At 40.9% G+C, this 19955-nt stretch carries 20 protein-coding genes; 17 read left to right on the top strand and 3 right to left on the bottom strand.

Annotated features, from left to right (window positions below; genetic code table 11):
• Positions 1 to 3: 3 nt before the first annotated feature.
• The 9 genes from CEF17_RS13110 to murC all read left to right on the top strand — a co-directional run bounded on the left by CEF17_RS13110 (position 4) and on the right by murC (position 9887).
• A complete protein-coding gene (locus CEF17_RS13110) occupies positions 4 to 1026 on the top strand; it encodes a PTS sugar transporter subunit IIC (protein ID WP_100399912.1) in 1023 nt (340 codons plus the stop codon).
• 98 nt (positions 1027 to 1124) lie between these two features.
• Complete coding sequence (locus CEF17_RS13105) at positions 1125 to 1352, top strand: thioredoxin family protein (RefSeq protein WP_332835302.1); 228 nt, start codon at positions 1125 to 1127, stop codon at positions 1350 to 1352.
• 187 nt (positions 1353 to 1539) lie between these two features.
• Positions 1540 to 2340 (top strand): DUF1444 family protein, encoded by an 801-nt coding sequence (locus CEF17_RS13100; protein ID WP_100400911.1) that lies wholly within the window; start codon positions 1540 to 1542, stop codon positions 2338 to 2340.
• A 78-nt stretch (positions 2341 to 2418) separates the two neighbouring features.
• On the top strand, positions 2419 to 3036 hold the full coding sequence (gene ytpR, locus CEF17_RS13095; protein WP_100399911.1) for a YtpR family tRNA-binding protein: 618 nt from the start codon (positions 2419 to 2421) through the stop codon (positions 3034 to 3036).
• Between the two features lie 167 nt (positions 3037 to 3203).
• The gene (locus CEF17_RS13090; RefSeq protein ID WP_232725505.1) at positions 3204 to 6026 is read left to right on the top strand and encodes a DNA translocase FtsK; all 2823 of its coding nucleotides are present in this window, start codon (positions 3204 to 3206) and stop codon (positions 6024 to 6026) included.
• Positions 6027 to 6192: 166 nt separating this feature from the next.
• Positions 6193 to 6381, top strand: a complete 189-nt coding sequence (locus CEF17_RS13085; RefSeq protein WP_054637661.1) for a hypothetical protein — start codon at positions 6193 to 6195, stop codon at positions 6379 to 6381.
• 91 nt (positions 6382 to 6472) lie between these two features.
• On the top strand, positions 6473 to 7573 hold the full coding sequence (locus CEF17_RS13080) for a nicotinate phosphoribosyltransferase (protein WP_100399910.1): 1101 nt from the start codon (positions 6473 to 6475) through the stop codon (positions 7571 to 7573).
• Between the two features lie 13 nt (positions 7574 to 7586).
• On the top strand, positions 7587 to 8270 hold the full coding sequence (locus CEF17_RS13075; RefSeq protein WP_198508969.1) for a hypothetical protein: 684 nt from the start codon (positions 7587 to 7589) through the stop codon (positions 8268 to 8270).
• A 321-nt stretch (positions 8271 to 8591) separates the two neighbouring features.
• On the top strand, positions 8592 to 9887 hold the full coding sequence (gene murC / locus CEF17_RS13070) for a UDP-N-acetylmuramate--L-alanine ligase (protein ID WP_100399908.1): 1296 nt from the start codon (positions 8592 to 8594) through the stop codon (positions 9885 to 9887).
• Positions 9888 to 10074: 187 nt separating this feature from the next.
• Here the strand turns inward: murC and CEF17_RS13065 are convergent, their stop codons facing one another.
• Positions 10075 to 11193 (bottom strand): aminopeptidase, encoded by a 1119-nt coding sequence (locus tag CEF17_RS13065; RefSeq protein ID WP_100399907.1) that lies wholly within the window; start codon positions 11191 to 11193, stop codon positions 10075 to 10077.
• Between the two features lie 240 nt (positions 11194 to 11433).
• Between CEF17_RS13065 and CEF17_RS13060 the strand changes: the two genes are divergently transcribed.
• From CEF17_RS13060 to CEF17_RS13025, 8 genes are all read left to right on the top strand, one after another.
• On the top strand, positions 11434 to 11889 hold the full coding sequence (locus CEF17_RS13060; protein WP_100399906.1) for a DUF948 domain-containing protein: 456 nt from the start codon (positions 11434 to 11436) through the stop codon (positions 11887 to 11889).
• 6 nt (positions 11890 to 11895) lie between these two features.
• Positions 11896 to 12384: a YtxH domain-containing protein gene (locus tag CEF17_RS13055; RefSeq protein ID WP_054637656.1), complete on the top strand. Its 489-nt coding sequence runs from the start codon at positions 11896 to 11898 to the stop codon at positions 12382 to 12384.
• 19 nt (positions 12385 to 12403) lie between these two features.
• Positions 12404 to 12736: a bacillithiol system redox-active protein YtxJ gene (ytxJ, locus tag CEF17_RS13050; RefSeq protein WP_100399905.1), complete on the top strand. Its 333-nt coding sequence runs from the start codon at positions 12404 to 12406 to the stop codon at positions 12734 to 12736.
• Positions 12737 to 13017: 281 nt separating this feature from the next.
• Positions 13018 to 14094: a bifunctional 3-deoxy-7-phosphoheptulonate synthase/chorismate mutase gene (locus CEF17_RS13045; protein ID WP_054637654.1), complete on the top strand. Its 1077-nt coding sequence runs from the start codon at positions 13018 to 13020 to the stop codon at positions 14092 to 14094.
• A gap of 374 nt (positions 14095 to 14468) precedes the next feature.
• Entirely contained in the window at positions 14469 to 15467 is a 999-nt protein-coding gene (gene ccpA, locus CEF17_RS13040; protein WP_100399904.1) for a catabolite control protein A, read from the top strand.
• A gap of 65 nt (positions 15468 to 15532) precedes the next feature.
• Positions 15533 to 16345, top strand: coding sequence for a flagellar motor protein MotP (motP, locus tag CEF17_RS13035; protein ID WP_100399903.1), 813 nt, complete (start codon positions 15533 to 15535; stop codon positions 16343 to 16345).
• A complete protein-coding gene (gene motS, locus CEF17_RS13030) occupies positions 16335 to 17075 on the top strand; it encodes a flagellar motor protein MotS (protein WP_100399902.1) in 741 nt (246 codons plus the stop codon). Before motP ends, motS begins: the two co-directional genes overlap by 11 nt.
• A 284-nt stretch (positions 17076 to 17359) precedes the next feature.
• Entirely contained in the window at positions 17360 to 18055 is a 696-nt protein-coding gene (locus CEF17_RS13025; protein WP_100399901.1) for a 5'-methylthioadenosine/adenosylhomocysteine nucleosidase, read from the top strand.
• Between the two features lie 48 nt (positions 18056 to 18103).
• Here the strand turns inward: CEF17_RS13025 and CEF17_RS13020 are convergent, their stop codons facing one another.
• The gene (locus tag CEF17_RS13020; protein WP_100399900.1) at positions 18104 to 19267 is read right to left on the bottom strand and encodes an acetoin utilization protein AcuC; all 1164 of its coding nucleotides are present in this window, start codon (positions 19265 to 19267) and stop codon (positions 18104 to 18106) included.
• The gene (locus CEF17_RS13015) at positions 19264 to 19911 is read right to left on the bottom strand and encodes an acetoin utilization AcuB family protein (protein ID WP_100399899.1); all 648 of its coding nucleotides are present in this window, start codon (positions 19909 to 19911) and stop codon (positions 19264 to 19266) included. Before CEF17_RS13015 ends, CEF17_RS13020 begins: the two co-directional genes overlap by 4 nt.
• Positions 19912 to 19955: the final 44 nt, after the last annotated feature.

Below are 19955 nucleotides of genomic sequence, written 5' to 3'. Positions count from 1 at the left end.
GGCATGAAGGACTTTTTTTTACGTAAAGGTGTAAAGTTATCTGTAAAGACATACGGGGTGACTGCACTGAGTTTCATGGCTTTGGGGCTTTTTTCCTCTTTAATCATAGGTTTAATCATGAGAACGTTAGGGGAGCAGTTAGGAAACTATCCTATTGGTCCTTTTTTTGAGGATATGGGCACACTGGCCATGGGATTAATGGGACCGGCTATCGGTGCAGCTGTGGCCTATGGGTTAAATGCTCCTCGTCTGGTTTTATTTGCGGCTATTGTGAGCGGCGCCGCGGGCGCAGAACTGGGCGGGCCTGCTGGAGCTTTTATCGCTGCACTGTTGTCAACAGAAATAGGAAAGCTTGTTTCCAAAGAAACGAGAGTAGATATCATTGTTACGCCCTTTGTGACTATTTTAACTGGGTTTACGGTTGCGAACTGGCTCGGACCGGTGATTAATTCAGGATTAGTTCAGTTCGGCCAGTTAATCATGTGGGCAACAGAACAACAGCCCTTTGTGATGGGTATTCTTGTAGCCAGTTTAATGGGACTTGCCTTAACAGCTCCTATTTCAAGTGCTGCTATAGCCATTATGCTGGAGCTTGAAGGTCTGGCAGCGGGGGCTGCTACAGTAGGCTGTGCGGCACAGATGGTTGGGTTTGCTGTAAGCAGTTACAGAGAAAATGGAATGTCAGGGCTAGCTGCACTAGGGATCGGCACCTCTATGCTTCAGGCACCCAACGCATTAAAAAACCCTCTCATCCTCATTCCTCCTACTATAGCAGGAGCTGTTCTTGCACCGCTTTCAACGATGGTCTTTTTTATGGAGAATAATGCCGCTGGAGCTGGAATGGGGACAAGCGGACTTGTTGGGCAGATCATGACCTTTTCTGTCATGGGGTTTTCAGGTGATGTTCTGTTAGCGGTTCTTCTTCTGCATGTTGCAGGGCCTGCCATTATTTGTTTACTTGTTTCCGAGTGGATGCGAAAGAAAAATTGGATTAAACTAGGAGATATGAAAATCGAACAAGGATAAGAAGGAGGGCTATTAACGGTGGAAGCTTTACTTACAGAAAGTGATTTTGAAAAAGCGATACAAGGAGAAAAAGTAATTGTTCTGTTTTCTGCTGATTGGTGTCCGAACCTGTCTTACCAGGCATAGAAGAGAAATATCGTGATTTTACTTTTTACCATGCCGATCGCGATGAATTAATAGAAATCTGCCAGGAATATGATGTGTATGGTATCCCTAGTTTTATTGCTTTCCATCGTGGGAAAGAAGTTCATCGTTTTGTAGATAAAAAAAGAAAAACAGAAGAGCAAATTATTGAATTTATAAAAGATACAATAGAAAAGCTTTAACAAAAAGACTCTCCGTGCTTTCCGGCAGCCGATTTTGGGAGAGTCTTTCTCAATGGCCAAATCTTCTTGTGAGCCGGCTGCTGGCATACTGGATACAGGCCGGGGCCACAATAGTTGGGAATGGAATTTACACATGTTAAAATAAACCGATAGACGGATCCGGACAATTGAGGTGAGATGATTGAGTATTAAAGACATAAATGATTTAAAAGAGGTTTTAGAGAAAAGACTGGGAGGAAAAGATAAGTCGATCAGCTTTGATAAGGAGCAAAGTGTGCTCCGGGTAGAATATCTCCCCCTTAAAAAAGGGGTAGACCTTGACTTAAACAAACTTTTAGCAAAATACGAAAACAAGCAGGAAAAAGCAATAGATGAAATTGTCTATTACATTACCACTTCCTTTGAAGCAATGAACAAAAGAATTACGTTAAAAGGGAAAGAATCCTATATATATCCAGTGATTCGTTCCACTTCCTTTCCTATAGAAACAAAAGACGGACACCCGCTTTTAAATGAAGAGCATACAGCAGAAACGAGAATTTACTATGCTCTTGACATGGGGGAAGCTTATACGATGCTTGACAAGGGAACATTGGAGCGGGAAGGAATGAGCTTTGAGGAAATCAAAGAAACAGCACAATTTAACCTGCGTGCCTTATCCTACAACATTAAAGAAGACCAGGTAGCGGGAAATCGTTTTTATTTTATTAATTCTAATGATGGATATGATGCAAGCAAGATCCTGAATGAGGCGCTTTTAGAAAAGCTAGAGAGAGACGCAGAAGGTGATTTGGCTTTAGCAGTCCCTCACCAGGATGTTCTGATTGTGGCTGACATTCAAAATGAACAAGGGTATGATGTTCTTGGACAGATGGCCTTTAAGTTTTTTGGAGAAGGCCGGGTTCCTATTACAGCACTTCCTTTTCTTTATGAGAAAGGTCGTTTAGAGCCAATCTTCATCCTTGCCCGCAAGAAGCCTAAGGAGTAGGAAATGAGCTGTAAGTATGTGTTACAATATACCTTGGCTTAATAACTGAATATACGGCATAAAAAGGAGTTTTTGAAGATGAATATTTTTTACAATGGCACAGGAATAGGAGACGTGCTCCTTGTTTCACTAAAAGAAATCCCTAAGGAAGAACGTTTAGTAGAGCGTAAGGGAGATGTAGCACGTTTATTTGACAAAAGAAACGGTCAAACAGTGGGCTTTAATATATTTAACATTTCTAACATCAAATCCATTAATGGTACGGGAATGCTTCCTCTTACTGATGAATTGCTTGAAGCGATAAATAAAGCACTGGAACACAACGAATTTGAGGAAACAATAGAAGCTCCAAAGGAATCAAACTTTGTAGTAGGTTATGTGAAGGAAAAAAGTAAACACCCTGACGCTGATAAGTTAAGTGTCTGCCAGGTAGACGTTGGAGAAGAAACACTTCAGATTGTGTGCGGAGCACCAAACATTGAAGAAGGCCAAAAGGTACCTGTTGCAATGGTTGGAGCCTCTATGCCAACGGGAATGAACATTAAAGCTGCAAAGTTAAGAGGCGTGGAATCAACTGGAATGATCTGTTCTGCCAAAGAATTGGTTCTTCCGGATGCACCACGCGAGAAGGGGATATTGGTTCTGGATGATCGCTTTAAAGTTGGAGAGGATTTTCTAGAGCAGTATCACGGTTAAGTGAAGATACGACTTATGTATGAGTTTTCAAAAAAACCATTGGCAGGGGCTAGTGGTTTTTTTTGTCCTTCGTTAAAATAAGAGTACCTCTGTCAGTGCTGGTGAGGGAGAAGGAATAGGTTAAAAAAGAATATGATTAACAATAACTATAGAAAAAGAAACGGGTGATGAAAGACGTGCCTTTTAGCTTTCAAGAAATGATGAAAAAAATGCAGAAGTTTTTTTTCGGAGAAGAGGAGAGCACTTTTCCCTCTTCAAAGCAGGAACAAAAGCCCGAACGATCCTATGGAAGGGTTCATTCTGAAGGTGAAGTAGGAGCAAAAATGCTTCACCAGTATCCTGAAAAAGGGAATTTCCGTTTTCCATTGAACGTTGATGATACCCATCCGCCCCGGAATCGAAAGCCAGTTACCCAAAAGACGAATAACAGTCCTTCCCCTATTAAGGACAGGAAAATTTCAAATAGTAAGGGAGCAGATGCCAACTCTACCAATATATTTCGCAATCCTGCAGATAAAGAGGTTTTTCAGAAAAGGAATATCAAAAAGAAGAATGATGAAATAGGGGAAATAAAAAAAACGGAGCAGGTACAAAGGAAAGAAGAAAATGACAGTGCCCAGAACAAATCGTTGTTTTCCGGAACAAACTTTGAGCCGCAAAGCATACCTTCACCGGTTTTTGGCTATGAAAAGGTTCCTCTCCATCAAGATTACTTAAAAAAGAGATCGGGGAAAATGTCCTACCAAACATCTGAAAGAAGTATACCCTCCCCTTCGATTTCAAGTGAAAAAGAAGAAGGGTATCTTGCTGAGAGAAAAAAAGAGAAGACAGGAAGAGTATATAATACAGCAGCTACTTCAATAGAAGAGGTCGCAGTCATCTCCGAATTGCTCCACAGAGCTCAAAGGCCGAACCCAGAGCCTAGAAAGGTAGAAAGATACTATGTAGGGAGCCTTGAGGAAGGAAAAATAACCCGCCCGCCTGAAAGGGATTCTGAAGAGGGTCCAGAAGAAAGCTTTCACAAAGAGAGTTTCCAAGAGTCAGAGAAGGAGTATGTAAGCCAAATACGTGCAGAAAAAGCAGAGGGGTTTAACGATTCTGCTTGGCAAACGACCGAAGATCAAACAGCTTTAGAAGCTCACGAGGAGGAGACCCTGCAAGAGAGCGTGGAAAGCTCTTATTTTGGAGAAGAGAAATCCATCTCTAAGTTAGAAGGAGAGGTTTCTACACAAGAAGAAGGAAAAGAAAAAAAGCACACCGCTTTTGATCAAGCTTCCAGCTTCCCTGAAGTGGAAACACCCTCTCCTCATAAAAGCGAACCGGTGATTGCTCAGAAAGATACCATTGAAAACGGACTGAGTAATTCAGGGAAAGAAACGGCTCCTCAAGCCGCCAGGAAAGCAGCAACAGAAGTTCGTTCTTTACAAAAGGGAGAAAAAACGAACATGGCGAAAAGGAAGAATGAGACTGGGCAACCATCTGTTCCTTTCAACGTCCTTATGTATCCAAAAGACCGCATGAAATCAGAGAAGAAAAAGAACTCTCACTCCGGGAGAGGCAGTAATGGATATACAAAGCCAAGTATACAATTGTTAAATATCCCGCCTAGAAAAGAGAGCTCGGGTGAAAATGCTTTAGCTGAGCAGCGAGAACTTCTGGAAAGAACCCTTCATAACTTTAATGTTGATGCAAAGGTGGTAGAAGTAACACAAGGACCTTCTGTAACGAGATTTGAAGTACAGCCAGCTCCAGGAGTAAAGGTAAACAAAGTAACCAACCTGACAGACGATATAAAAATGGCAATGGCTGCAAAGGATCTCAGAATGGAAGCTCCGATACCAGGGAAGAATGCAATCGGTATAGAAGTGCCTAACCCTGAAAGCACCCCGGTGTTTCTCCGTGAAATATTAAGGCATGAATCTTTTATAAGAAATGAGTCTCCTTTAGCAGTTGCCTTGGGACTGGATATTTCTGGGGGTCCGATCGTAGCTGATTTACAGAAGATGCCCCACGGGTTAATAGCTGGAGCTACTGGTTCTGGAAAGAGTGTGTGTATAAATTCCATATTATTAAGTCTTCTGTTCAAGGCTTCACCGGAAGAAGTAAAGCTTATGCTTATTGATCCTAAGATGGTTGAACTTGCTTCGTATAGGGAAATCCCTCATTTAGTCACTCCTGTCATTAATGACGCGAAAGAAGCAACAGCAGGATTGAAATGGGCTGTTCAGGAAATGGACACTCGTTATGAGAAACTGGCTCACGAAGGTGTTAGGGATATAAAGAAATACAACGAAAAAGTTACAAAAAAAGGACGCCCTGAAGATAAAATGCCTTATATGGTCATAATCATCGATGAGCTTGCAGACTTAATGATGGTCTCGCCTCAGGATGTAGAGGATGCAGTTTGCCGAATTGCCCAAAAGGCAAGGGCGTGTGGCATGCACCTGCTTTTAGCTACTCAAAGACCTTCTGTGGATGTCATTACAGGATTAATTAAGGCCAATATTCCAACCAGGGTTGCCTTTTCAGTTTCCTCCCAGGTCGATTCAAGGACGATTCTTGATATGAGCGGGGCTGAAAGATTAATAGGAAAGGGGGATATGCTTTTCCACGCAAATGGAGCCTCCAAGCCGTTACGCGTCCAGGGAACCTTTGTATCAGATGAAGAAATTGACCTGGTAACAGAGCATGTACGCCGTCAGCAAAAACCTGCGTATTTCCTTAAAAGAGAAGAGCTTGTCAAAAAATATCAACGCCAGGAAGTAGAGGACGATTTATTTATGGATGCCTGTGAGTTTGTAACAGAGCAGGGCAGTGCCTCTTCATCACTTCTGCAAAGGCAGTTCTCCATTGGATTTAACCGGGCGGCAAGGTTAATTGATATGATGGAAGCAAAAGGAATTATATCGGAAGCAATGGGTACAAAGCCAAGGAGAGTGCTGCTTTCTATGGAGGATATCGAAGAGAAGGTTCTTCAGGAGGAAGCATAAAAAGGAAGAGAACTTGTCTTCTTCTCAAAGGTTCTATATGATAGATATTAACACAAAATAATCCTACTAACTGTTGCAGCATCTAATCAGTAATGTTCACGAACTGCTCTTTTGTGTAGATAGAAATGAACACCATTTGACGATACTTCCTAAAGGGGGCAATCTCATGGAGCAGATTCAGTTGAACGACCTTTTAGAATTCTTCTCCCCAGAATGGATATCCCTTCTGAGTGTTGAAGAGCGAGATGTACCAATAGTGTTACAAGATGGATTAGGGAATTTAGAAAAGAAGGACTTACTTGAAATTGTAGAAGCTGTCATTATGCAGCAAGGTGAGCGCACGGTCCAAAATTAGCTTACAAGATTTTCTTTAAAGCCCGTGACATTATGTTGTTCACGGGCTTTTACCAATGAAATATGCAGACAAGGCTAAGGAGTAGGAACTTATGAAGGAAATTGGATTGAAGCTAGAGGGAAAAATCAAGCGTTTAACGAATAAAACGTTTAAATTTGATGAAAGAGTAGGAGAAGGCTGGTTTTCTGCTGTTTATTTTCTGAAAACACGTGAAATAGCGGAAAAATATAAGCCTGACAGTCAGGTTACAATGCAGTTCTTTCAAAAGCAGCATGCTGTATTGTGCGGTACCGATGAGGTAATAGCTTTAATCAAGACTTTTGCCAAAGACCCGGAAGAGCTTGAAATTCGTTCACTTGAAGATGGAGATAAAATTAAGCCTTATGAAACAGTCCTGACGATTACAGGTGCTTATCAGAATTTTGGCTTTCTAGAAGGCATTATTGATGGAATTTTTGCCCGCCGGACTTCTGTTGCTACAAATGTTTATAATGTCGTGAAATCAGGGCGTAAATCTGGTATTCAGAAACCCATTATTTTCATGGGAGACAGGGATGATCATTTTACCCAGCAAGCAGGTGACGGATATGCAGCTTATATCGGCGGATCGAGAGCACAAGCAACCCATGCGATGAATGAATGGTGGGGGAAAAAAGGCATGGGCACAATGCCTCATGCATTAATTCAACTATTTAACGGAGACCTTGTTGAAGCTGCAAGAGCATATAAAGAAACGTATCCTGATGACGATTTAATTGCGCTGGTTGATTATAACAATGATGTGGTTACCGATTCCTTAAAAGTGGCCAGGGAATTTGGCTCGGAGTTAAAAGGAGTAAGAGTCGATACTTCTAATAATATGGTAGACCAGTATTTTTGCCGAAATCCCGAAGTAATGGGCTCCTTTGATCCTAGAGGAGTTAACCAGGAATTAATTTTTGCTCTCCGCCGTGCGTTAGACAATGAGGGATATGATCATGTGAGGATTATGGCGAGCGGCGGCTTTACAGCTGAAAGGATTGCTTCCTATGAAGCCGCAGAAGTTCCAATTGATATATACGGGGTAGGGAGCAGCCTGCTGAAAATAAACATAGGCTTCACTGGTGATAATGTAATACTAAATGGAAAACATGAGGCTAAAGCAGGAAGAGAACTGAGAGAAAACCCTAGACTGGAACTCATTGATTATTAAAGATGGTAATGGTATGAAGGAGGTCTCGGAATATATGCAGCAGGACGTTTCAAATTTCAAAGCGTACCGGGACCAAAAACAAACAGAAGCTGATCAGGCCTTACATGAATTATATGAAAGCTATTTTTCCTGGCTCGAGAAAAATACGAATCTGCGCGAAAAAGTTCGTGCCAAACACATTTTCAAAGAAAAGACTGACATGCACCCTGATAAATTGAATGAGACGTCCTGGCTTCTTCAATTTGAACATTGGTTCGCTTTTGATTATGTTACAGTCATAGGTTCTAAAATGTTCGATTTATACGTCCGAAAAAACCAAGGATATATGACCAAAAAGATGTTGGAGCTTTCCGGCCTTATTATGACTTCGGCGATCCAGCCTTTTCAAACGACTGTCAACGAAAGAGAAAGAGGGTTTGTAAAGGGAGTAGATCCTGTAACTGGGATCAAGTTAACAGTCTATTCCTTAGACTGGCTTCCATTAGGCGATTTAAAGGAGGGAGACTACAGTCTTCTCAGGTATATTCGCTGTGGTTTTCGGGATACATTAATTGCTCCACCTGCTCCTATAAAAAATGCCAAACAAGCTTTTGTGATCCAACAGATGAAAGAGCAGCACGGGTTACATGAGAATCTCCAATGGCTGCGTTTTCTGAAAGAAGGGGGAGTTTCTTACCTCGCTTACATGAAAGAGTGATCCAATTCAGAGCAGTAAGGTATATTTCATTCATACCCGGCTTTTCATTCTTTGAAAGACCTCTCGGGCAGAGAGCCCTGAGGTCTTTTTATGCAACAAATCACATTGCTTAATTAAATGAATATAATTAGAAATATAAGGGTAAAGGAAGAGCAGTTTTGCATTAACCATGACTAAAGACAGGGGGTATCCCTCATTTGTTAAGAGCTCAGTTTTTGCTATAATAGTAAAGGTTCACTTACATACAGGAGATATTTACTCAACAGCAGTGTACTTTCCTGTACTTTTAAAGAGCAGGATTGAAGATGGAGGTCCAGTATTATGACTAATTATCACTTTATAGGGATTAAAGGCTCCGGGATGAGCGCTTTAGCTCAAATCCTTTACGATATGAAAGAAAACGTACAGGGTTCAGATGTGCCTAAACGCTTTTTTACGCAGGTTCCCTTAGAAAACAAAGGGATACCAATTTATGAATTCAGCAGTGACAACATCAAGGAAGGCCAGACGTTAATTGCCTCTCCTGCTTATGGAAGTGATCATGAAGAGGTACAGAAAGCAGAGGAGTTAAACATTCCGGTACATCTTTATCCTACTTTTTTAGGTCAATTCATCAAGAATTTCACTTCTGTAGCTGTTACCGGTTCTCACGGGAAAACATCTACAACAGGTTTGCTTGCTCATGTATTAGAAGAGTATAAGCCAACATCCTATCTTATTGGTGATGGAACAGGCAAAGGTGAAGAGAACAGTAACTTTTTTGTATTTGAAGCATGTGAATATAGAAGGCACTTTCTTAATTATGAGCCGGATTACGCTATCATGACTAATATAGATTTTGATCACCCTGATTATTTTGAAGATGTGGATGACGTGGTAAGCGCTTTCCAGGAAATGGCACGCCAAGTGAACAAAGCGATTATCGCCTGTGGAGATGATGATCACCTGCAGGCTTTAAATGCAAATGTACCTATTGTGTTTTATGGTATTGAAGGAAAGCACGATTTTAATGCAGAGAACATCAGAACAGGTGAAAAAGGGACCACTTTTGATGTTCTCATCCGCGGAGACAGATTTGGCACCTTCACGATACCTGGGTTTGGCAATCATAATGTCTTAAATGCCTTGGCTGTTATTGCCTTGTGTCACTATGAAGAAGTCCCGGCCCAAGTACTCAAAGAAAGGCTTGCAACCTTTCCAGGAGTAAAACGGCGTTTTACAGAGAAGGAAGTAGGACACCAAATCTTAATAGATGATTATGCCCATCATCCGACAGAAATTAAAGCTACACTGGAAGCAGGCCAGCAAAAGTATCCAGAGAGAGAGGTAGTGGCAGTGTTCCAACCTCATACTTATACCAGGACCAGCAGGTTTTTGGATGAGTTTGCTGAAAGCTTAAAGGTTGCAGATTCTGTGTATTTGTGTGATATTTTCAGTTCTGCTCGGGAACAAAATGGGAAGCTCACCATTGAAGATTTACAGGATAAGATTCCTAACTCCAAGCTAATTACTGAAAAAACAATTGATCAGCTGAAAAAGCATGAAGATGGTGTGCTCTTGTTTATGGGAGCTGGAGACATCCAAAAGTTTCAAAAGGCTTATGAAGAAGTTTTATAACGTCAAAGAAGGCAGGCTCAAAAATAATAGCCGGCCTTCTTTTTTGTTTATTTTATGAACGATTAGGGGGCCGGGAGGCGGGATGCCTTCAGCTTTATCCGCCCTTTCAAAGAGCAAGGTGAACGCAGCGAGGAAATGCTTATTTATTTTATAAAAGCTTATCATTTCCTTTATTACCGGAAAAAGACTATCCTTTTAAGTTTTCAGGGTTTAACTGCTCCAGTTCAGGAAGGACAAACCGTCCGTCTTTGCGAATGAGTTTGTCGTCGAAATACATCTCCCCTCCTCCGTAATCGCTTCGTTGTATGGCAACAATATCCCAGTGGATAGCTGAGTCGTTGCCATTCGGAGCTTCGTCGTAACATTGGCCAGGGGTAAAATGAAAGCTTCCATCAATCTTTTCGTCAAATAATATATCTTTCATCGGATGCTGTATATAGGGGTTAACTCCGATAGCAAACTCCCCGATATAGCGGGCCCCTTCATCTGTATCAAGGATTTCATTCAGGCGTGCAGTATCATTAGCACTGGCTTGTGTGATTTTTCCTTCCTCAAACGTAAAGGTGACATTTTCAAATGTTTTACCTTGATAAGGAGAAGGAGTATTATAGGTAATGACACCGTTCACAGAATGTTTGACTGGTGCTGTAAAGACTTCTCCATCAGGAATATTAAATTCTCCAGCACATTTAATAGCAGGAATGTCTTTAATAGAAAAGGACAGGTTGGTTCCTGGGCCGGTAATTCTTACATTGTCTGTTTCATTCATTAACGAGACAAGTGCATCCATTGCCTGGTCCATCTTCTGATAGTCAAGGTTACAGACATCAAAGTAGAAATTTTCAAATCCTTCTGTGCTCATGTTCGCAAGCTGCGCCATAGATGAAGTAGGGTAGCGAAGAACACACCATTTAGTTTGAGGCACCCGAATATTTCTATGTACTTTGGTTTGAATCGTTCTTCCTTGCAGAGACATCTTATCAGCCGGGATATCTGACAATTCGGCAATATTATCTCCAGCTCTAAGACCAATATAAGCATCCATCTTTTCCATCACTGCTGCTTCAAAATCGGCCATCAATTCATACTGTGCCTCTGTTCCTTCCATGAGCAGAGCACGGTCTATTGTATAGTCCTTAAGCGTGACAAAAGGCTGCCCGCCAACCGAGTATGCTTCTTTTACAAGAGATTTGACGAGGGGAGGCTGAAGACCGAAATTTTCAATGAGCAGCCTTTCTCCCTTTTGCAGACGAACAGAATGCTGGATAAGATTTTTAGCTAATTGTTGAATACGTGGGTCGTGCATAATTTTATCCCCCCTGAAATGTATCTTTTGTGGCTAAGCAGACAAGATTATTTTACCAAATAACAAGAAAGTCGATACCTTTTAAATACTGTAAAAAATAATTGTGACTTTTAACAGGATTTAGAATGTTATTGTAGAATTGATTTTTAACCTTCTTTTTGAGAAGCTGTATTTCTAGACAACTTGGGTTTTGAAAAGTAATAATTGTGGTAAATGTTTGAGTAGGAGGTGCTATCAGTCATGGAACTAGTTTACATAAGTGCTCTTATTGTTGCACTTGCCTTTGCAGCGCTTGTTGTGTATGTTATAAAAACACTTAAAGCAGCGAATAGTACCATTGATCGTGTAGCTAATACACTAGACAATTTTGAAAAACAGATCAAGGGGATTACAACTGAAACAGAACATCTGATGGAAAAAACAAATAAAATAGCTGATGATGTGCAGTATAAATCTGACTCATTGAATAGTTTATTTGTTTCTTTAAAGGATGTTGGAGATTCCTTGCAGACTATGAATCGTTCCTTCAAGGATGTTTCCACTACCGTTTCACAACAATCCCAGCAGCGTTCTGAGGAAGTAGCCAAGGTTGTCCAATGGGGAAATGCAGCAATCGATTTATATGCAAAATGGAAGGATAAAAAAAGGCAGAAAGACTTAGAAAAACAGCTGAAAGAAACAAAACCAAGGGGGTAACTTATCATGGCAGAAATTAATACTAAGGATTTTCTTATTGGAACATTAATCGGTGGAATTGTAGGAGCTTCCGCGGCTTTGTTGACAGCTCCAAAGGCAGGCAAGGAATTGCGTACAGATCTAACAGATGGAGCACAGTCTGCTAAAGAAAGAACCAGTAACTATGCAAATAACGCTTACCAAAAAGGAAATGAGTGGGCAAGCTATGCCAAAGAAAAATCAAACAATATTGCCCAAACAGTTACCGACCAGTCTAACCAGATTTACGGAAGAGTAAAAGAGGCTGCCGGAACATTGAAAAAAGAAGCTGAGGATACACAAAAAACAGCTGAAGAACTTGCTCAGGATCTTGCAAACGACATGAAAGAATCTGGAGAGGAAATTGACCAAACTGTCCAAAGCGAAGTAAAAGATATTCAACAGTCCATTGAAGAAGAAGCTGAGCAAAGCTTAAAGGGTACGGAAGAAAACAAAGAAGAACCTAACCGTTACTAACAGACAGGGAGAGACAAGCATGAGCTTAGTCAAGCTGAATGAGGTCGAAGAATTTAATAACGCCTTATCGAACGAGGAGAAGGTGCTTATCTTTAAGAATAGCGTTACGTGTTCTATAAGTGAGGCAGCATTTAAGGAATTAGAAGCGTTCACAAAGGACCATCCTGAAAGCCGTTTTTTTTATCTCAATGTTCAAGATGCACGCCCCTTATCTGACCATATAGCTGAAACCTTTGATGTGAAGCATGAATCTCCACAGGCCTTGATTATTCGAAGAAACAATGTAGTATGGCATGATTCCCATTGGAGAGTGACATCTCAAATGTTAGATCAAAAATGGGAAGAGGCATAAGAGTCATAAAAAGGCATTCCTTACTGGGTGACTACCTGTTCAGTAATGGAATGTTTTTTTTGATGTATCTGCCTGGCAGAAGAAAAAAGCGGCCCACTGTGTCTGATCATTGTTTAGTGTTTTTTGTTGTTTAAGGAGCTACATAAAAGGATAAAACACTTTATCGCTTAAAAGCGTTTAATTAATAAAGAAAAAAAGGATGACATGGTCCGCTTCATCGTTTATAATAATCCCTAACACCAAAAAGGCATACCGCAGAAAAAAAGGGAGTGGAGTAGAGAATGAGTAACGAACGATTGGACAATTTAAGGGAACAACTAGATGACGTTAACTTAAAATTACTTGATTTAATTAATGAAAGAGCAAAACTAGCTCAAGAAATAGGGGAAGTAAAAAGCAGATCTGGACAGAAACGTTTTGACCCGGTTAGGGAAAGAAAGATGTTGGATCTTATTGCTGAAAATAATGAAGGCCCTTTTGAGACTTCGACTCTTCAGCATTTATTTAAACAAATATTTAAAGCAAGCCTTGAGCTTCAAGAAGATGATAACCAAAAAGCCTTGCTTGTTTCCAGAAAGAAGCATCCTGAAAATACAATTATAGACCTAAAAGGTGAAACATTAGGAAACGGGCAGCAGCGTTTGATTATGGGACCTTGTTCGGTAGAGAGCTATGATCAAGTATATGCTGTAGCAAAAGCAATGAAAGAGCAAGGGTTAACATTGCTACGTGGGGGTGCGTTTAAACCTCGTACTTCTCCTTACGATTTCCAGGGGCTTGGAGAAGAAGGATACCAAATTCTGCGTCAGGTAGCAGATGAGCTTGATATGGTTGTTATTAGTGAGGTAGTCAGCCCAGCACACGTAGAAATGGCTGTAAAGTACGTAGATGTTATCCAAATTGGCGCAAGAAACATGCACAGCTTCGAGCTTTTAAAAGAAGTGGGTAATGTAAATAAACCAGTTCTCTTAAAAAGAGGTCTTTCTGCAACAATTGATGAATTCATTAAAGCAGCAGAATATATCATTGCCAATGGAAATGAACAAATTATTCTTTGTGAAAGAGGAATCCGCACATACGAAAAAGCAACAAGAAATACGTTAGATATTTCTGCAGTACCAATTCTTAAACAGGAAACTCATTTGCCTGTGGTAGTCGATGTAACTCACTCCACCGGACGCCGCGATTTATTGCTTCCAACAGCAAAAGCAGCTCTGGCTATTGGGGCAGATGCGGTTATGGCTGAGGTTCATCCTGACCCTGCGGTTGCTCTTTCCGACTCCGCTCAGCAAATGGATATTCCAACCTTTGATAAGTTTGTCAAAGACCTTCGTGAACAAGGATTATATAAAGGATAAAGGTAAGAAGGGCGTCCCAAAAGTCTGGCTTTTGGTGACGCCCTTTTTTTGATAAGGAATAGGTTAAAGCAAGGGAAAAGGGACAATTCCTCTACGTTAAGGAGGGAGGCTGACGTTTTCAGCTCACTTCATCACACTCGGTTACCTTCGTCGGAAGCAAACATCTCAAGACCTTAGAGAAAATAAAAATATAACGAATGTTTCAAAAGAGAGACAGATTGAAACAGCAGAAAGTGATTTTTTTGAAAAAAACTCTGTAAAAATAATAAAAATTACCGATATAACGGGGGAAGGAATTGCGGAACCTCCTTAAGTTATAATATGATAACACTACGTGAGTAAGTGCTTTTAAGGAAAAAAGAGGAGGATTTCTAGTGAATACAACCATTTATGATGTAGCACACGAAGCAGGAGTATCCATGGCCACGGTATCTAGAGTCGTAAATGGCAATCCCAATGTTAAACCTGCAACGAGAAAGAAAGTGTTAGATGCCATTGAGCGGCTTGGCTACCGGCCTAACGCAGTGGCACGTGGGCTTGCCAGTAAAAAAACAACAACGGTTGGCGTGATTATCCCAGACATCTCCAGTATCTTTTTTGCAGAACTAGCTAGAGGGATAGAAGATATCGCCACGATGTATAAGTATAATATTATTCTTTGTAACTCCGACCAAAATAAAGATAAAGAAATTCATCTCATTAATACTCTTCTGGAAAAACAAGTTGATGGAATCTTATTTATGGGTGGAGAAATTACTGATGAGCACGCGGAACAATTCAAACTGTCTCCTGTTCCAGTTGTTTTAGCCGCAACTCTTGATGAAAAAGGAGAAATCCCTTCTGTAAATATTGATTATCAGCAAGCGGCCTTTGATGCGGTAACTGCTTTAATTGAAAAGGGGCATCAAAGAGTAGGCATGGTGTCAGGATCTTTAGAAGATCCAGTCAACGGTTACCAGAAATTCAGCGGATACAGAAAAGCTCATGAAAACGCAGAAATTGAATTTGATGAAACATTAGTAGCTGTCGGAGATTATTCATATCACGCAGGAATGGATGCAGCAAAATCATTAAATAAGCAGGAAAACCCTCCTACCGCTGTATTTGCAGCAACGGATGAAATGGCATTAGGTGTTATCCACGGTTTTCAGGATGAGGGGATAAAAGTTCCTGAAGATGTAGAAGTAGTGGGCTTTGATAACACTCGTTTAGCAACCATGGTTAGGCCTACGTTAACAACTGTAGTGCAACCTATGTATGATATCGGTGCTGTTTCTATGAGACTCCTGACTAAATTCATGAATAAAGAAGAAGTAGACGACCAGATTGTGGTTCTTCCCCATCGTATCGAATATCGACAGTCTACAAAATAAGCATTCATGGAACACTTGTTGTAATTTTACCCTTTAATCATTGTGTTCCAGACAGGGAGAAGTTTATGAAAAAACTTGATCTTTTAACCCCGATAGGGATATTTTTGGGGATTACAACAATTTTATTTGCCATATTTACAAATGCGGGAATTGGATCTGTAGTTTTTTTCATACAGTTAGCTGCTTTCCTGATTGTGATTGGTGGATTGTTCGCGGCTTTACTCATTAATTTTTCGATACAGGATATCAAGGCGCTGCCAAAAGTAATGAGAGAGGTATTTCGTCATGAGCCTCAGAATCTTAGAGACTTAATAAATACATTTACACATCTGTCAACAGTAGCAAGAAGAGAGGGTCTCCTTGCTTTGGAAGCAAGCTCTGAAGAGGTGGAGGACCCTTTTATCCGAAAGGGAGTTATGCTGTCTGTTGATGGACTGGAGCCCGAAGTAATAAAAGATATTATGACAGCCGAAATTATTGCTATGGAAGAGCGCCATAGAAAGGGAAGGCTTATATTTCTTAAAGCAGGGGAGTATGCCCCTGCCTGGGGTATGATCGGTACGCTGGTCGGTTTGGTGCTTATGCTTCAGCAGCTGGAAGATCCGGCAAGCCTGGGGCCAAATATGGCTCTTGCACTCATTACTACGTTGTATGGAACAATCCTTGCTAATCTGGTTTTTTTGCCTATGGCAAGCAAGCTCGCCCAGAAATCAGAGGATGAAATTTTTTCCAAACAAATAGTTATTGAAGGAATCATTGGCATTCAATCAGGCCAAAACCCCAAAATACTTGAGGAAAAGCTTAGTGCCTTCGTTCACTACGATAAGAAAAAGGAAGAATCCGAGAATGAAGGGGAGGAACTTGTAAATGAGGCGTAGGAGACAAGAAGAAGAGGAAAAAGGGTCTCCCAGGTGGATGACTACTTTCTCGGATATGATTTTGCTAGTTCTTGTTTTCTTCGTGATGCTGTTCTCTATGTCGGTAGTAGATGCACAAAAATTCAGAAGTCTGGCGGAATCCTTCCAGCAAAATGATATACTCGATCATCAGTCATCTATCATTGATTTAAATGACCAGCTTGACGAGTCCTCAGCAACTGAAAGTGAAGAAAAAATTGAAGGCGTGGAAGACGAAGAATCTGAAGGGTATACTTTGGAGTCTTTGTTAGAAGAGGTTGAACAATACTTAGAAGACAATGACTTAGATGAAATGATTACCGCAAGGCAAGAGGAAAGAGGAGTGGTTCTTACTTTACAGGAAAGATTGTTGTTTGAAACAGGAGAAGCTGACATTATTGAAGATGCTGCACCTTTCCTAAAAAAAGTAGGTACGTTACTAACCTCTCTTCCTAACGAAGTAACTGTGGAAGGACATACGGACAACCGTCCGATTTCAACCTATCGGTACCCTTCAAATTGGGAGTTATCCGGAGCAAGAGCCAGCAGCGTTATTCGTCATATTCTTCAAGAAAATGAATTGGATGATGAACGTTTTTTAGCGATCGGGTATGGAGACACACGGCCGGTAGCACCAAACGATACGCCTGAGAACTTACAAGAAAACAGGCGGGTGGTTATCATTATCTCCGACCCCTCATATGAAGAGTAAAAGTCCTGGGAAAACGTCCAGGATTTTTTGTTAGGCTTTGTTAAATGTTGTTGAATTTCTTTAACAGACGCCCTTGCACTCAAGGTACTCCGGTCTGCCCTTAGCTTCCTCGGGAAAACAACCCTGTGGGGTCTTTGGCATATGAGATTTTCGAAGACGTCTCTGCTTGATTACAATCAAGTGGCTTATAATCATCATCCTTGGCCTGTAGCAGAGCCTTTTATTCAAAAAATTTTTGTTTATAATATGTAACATCACGTACTAAAGAGCAGGAGAGTGAAAAAATGAACTGGGGCATTATCGGAGCTATGGATGAAGAAGTAGCCGAGCTTAGAAAAGAAATGAATATAGAGGTAACCCAACAAATTGCTCATGTAATGTTTTACAAAGGAACCCTTAACGGAAGAGATATCGTATTATGCAAATCAGGTGTCGGAAAGGTGAATGGGGCGCTGACCGCTCAATTACTCATCGATCACTTTCAAGTAAACGTAATTGTCTTTACTGGAGTAGCTGGTGCTTTAGATCCAAAATTAAATATAGAGGATATAGTAATCTCATCTTCCTGCCAGCAGCATGACCTGGATGCTACCGCCTTAGGATTCAGCCGGGGAGAGGTTCCGATGTTTTCACGGGAATCGGTGTTTAAAGCTGATGAAATGCTGATTAATCAAGCACTCGCTGCTGGAAAACATTTGTCAGACGTGGAGGTATATACCGGCAAAATACTGAGCGGGGACCAATTTATTGCGGACAAGAAAGAGGTTGAGGACCTTTTTTTGACTTTTGGCGGGAAATGCGTAGAAATGGAGGGAGCTGCAGTAGCTCATGCAGCTGTTGTAAATGAGGTACCTTTCTTAATTATCAGATCAATGAGTGACAAAGCAGATGGAGAAGCTACCATAAATTTTGCTGAATTTACAAAGAGAGCGTCAGCCCGTGCAGTCAGCATCATTAAAGGAATGTTATCAGAAAGGTAAGAAACGCAGCCCCAAAATATATTTTTTTCAGGGCTGCGTCCCGTATTTCTACTTTTTTTCGTTTCGGATATGATAAAGAGCCTTCTCCAGGTTTTTATGGTTTTTTTCAGTGATTTCGCTTTTTCTCGGGATAGGTGCGTACATATTCATAGGGTCTTCCCATTTGACCGGAAGGGGGACAGGAGATTTTTCCTTCCATTTTTGAATCCAGCCTTCAGGAAGAGATCCTTCAGCTGTATGAAGGGAATTAATCATTTCAAGCCAAATCATAGACCAGGCCCTGGGAACAACACGCCAAATATCGTAGCCTCCGCCTCCAACAGCAATCCATCGTCCTTCACAGTATTCATGGGCCAGCTTATGAGCGATCCTTGGTATTTCTTTGTAGATACGAATAGTTGATGACAAGTGTGTCAAAGGATCAAGGTAATGAGCATCTGCTCCATTTTGGGTGAGAATGACATCAGGCTTAAAGAATTCAATGACTTCTCGAAAAGAGGTTTCATATACTTCAAGAAAGGATTCGTCTTCTGTAAACGCATCCACGGGAACGTTAATGGAAAAACCAAACCCTTGTCCTTGCCCTTTTTCGTTCACACTTCCCGTACCAGGAAAAAGGTATCTTCCTGTTTCATGGATGGAAAGAGTACATACATCTGATTCCTCATAAAACGCCCATTGCACTCCGTCCCCGTGATGGGCATCTGTATCCACATAAAGAACTCTTGCCCCATATTTTTTTCGCATATATTCAATTGCTATAGAACTGTCATTATAAATACAAAATCCCGATGCTTTTCCCCTGAATCCGTGGTGAAGGCCTCCGCCAAGATTTAACGCATGTAAAGACTTACCTTCCATAACTAAGTCAACGGCAGTTAACGTGCCTCCCACAAGTAAAGCTGCTGCCTCATGCATATTTTTAAATATAGGAGTGTCGTCTGTTCCAATTCCGTAATTATTAGCTATTCCGAGACTGAGCTCACCTTTCCCTGCTGCTTTGACAGCATCCATGTAGCCTTTATCATGGATAAGACCAATTTCTTCATCTGTGGCCATTCTAGGGGGGACAATTTCGTTTTTCTGAATGGCACCAAGCTCTTTTAATAAATCAAATGTTAAATTTAAACGAACATGGTTAAAGGGATGGTCTTCGCTGAATTTATACGTGAGCTGATCTTCTGAGTAAACAAACAAAGCTTCGTGCATCATAAGCCAGGCTCCAGTTGGATAGGCCAGTATATTTCAAATCCTTTGGATTTAATAGCCTTGATAACCCCCCTTGGGTCCATTGTCTGTACGCGAACAGTAATAATCTTATAGCTTACGTCCTTGTGTGGATATACAAGGACACTGGTGACATTTACGTTGTTTTCTCTTAAAATATTAGCAATTTCTGCAAGTTGGCCAGATATATTTGGTACCTTAATTTCTATTTGTGAGCTTGGCTGGTGAGCCCCTGTTAATTCAACCAATGTATGCAGAATATCAGTACCAGTAATAAGCCCTAAAAATTTATCGTCTTCTGCTGCAATCGGGAGGCAATTGATCTGGTGTTCGTACAAAACCGATGCTACTTCTTCCACAAAATCAAGAGGATGAGCAGTAATAACCGGGTATTTCATAATAGTTGAGACTGGTTTCTGATAGTCTTCTAAATGTTCATTCGTATGGAATATAGAAGGACTGGCATCTCGGACATCTCGATCGGAAACAATTCCTGCAATCGTATTATCTTCTTCTAAGATTGGAATGTGACGTATTCTATGCTTTTCAAGAAGAAGCATAGCCTCTTCAATTGTTGCATCTTTACCAAGAGTAACAGCATCTTTCTTCATAATTTCTTCTACCAACATAGTCATCACCTCTTTAAAGCGCTTTCAGATCCATAATAGGTTGA

This window comes from Bacillus sp. FJAT-44742 (assembly GCF_002797315.1).
Lineage (GTDB): Bacteria > Bacillota > Bacilli > Bacillales > Marinococcaceae > Thalassorhabdus > Thalassorhabdus alkalitolerans.
This window is presented reverse-complemented; position numbering and strand designations above follow the sequence as displayed.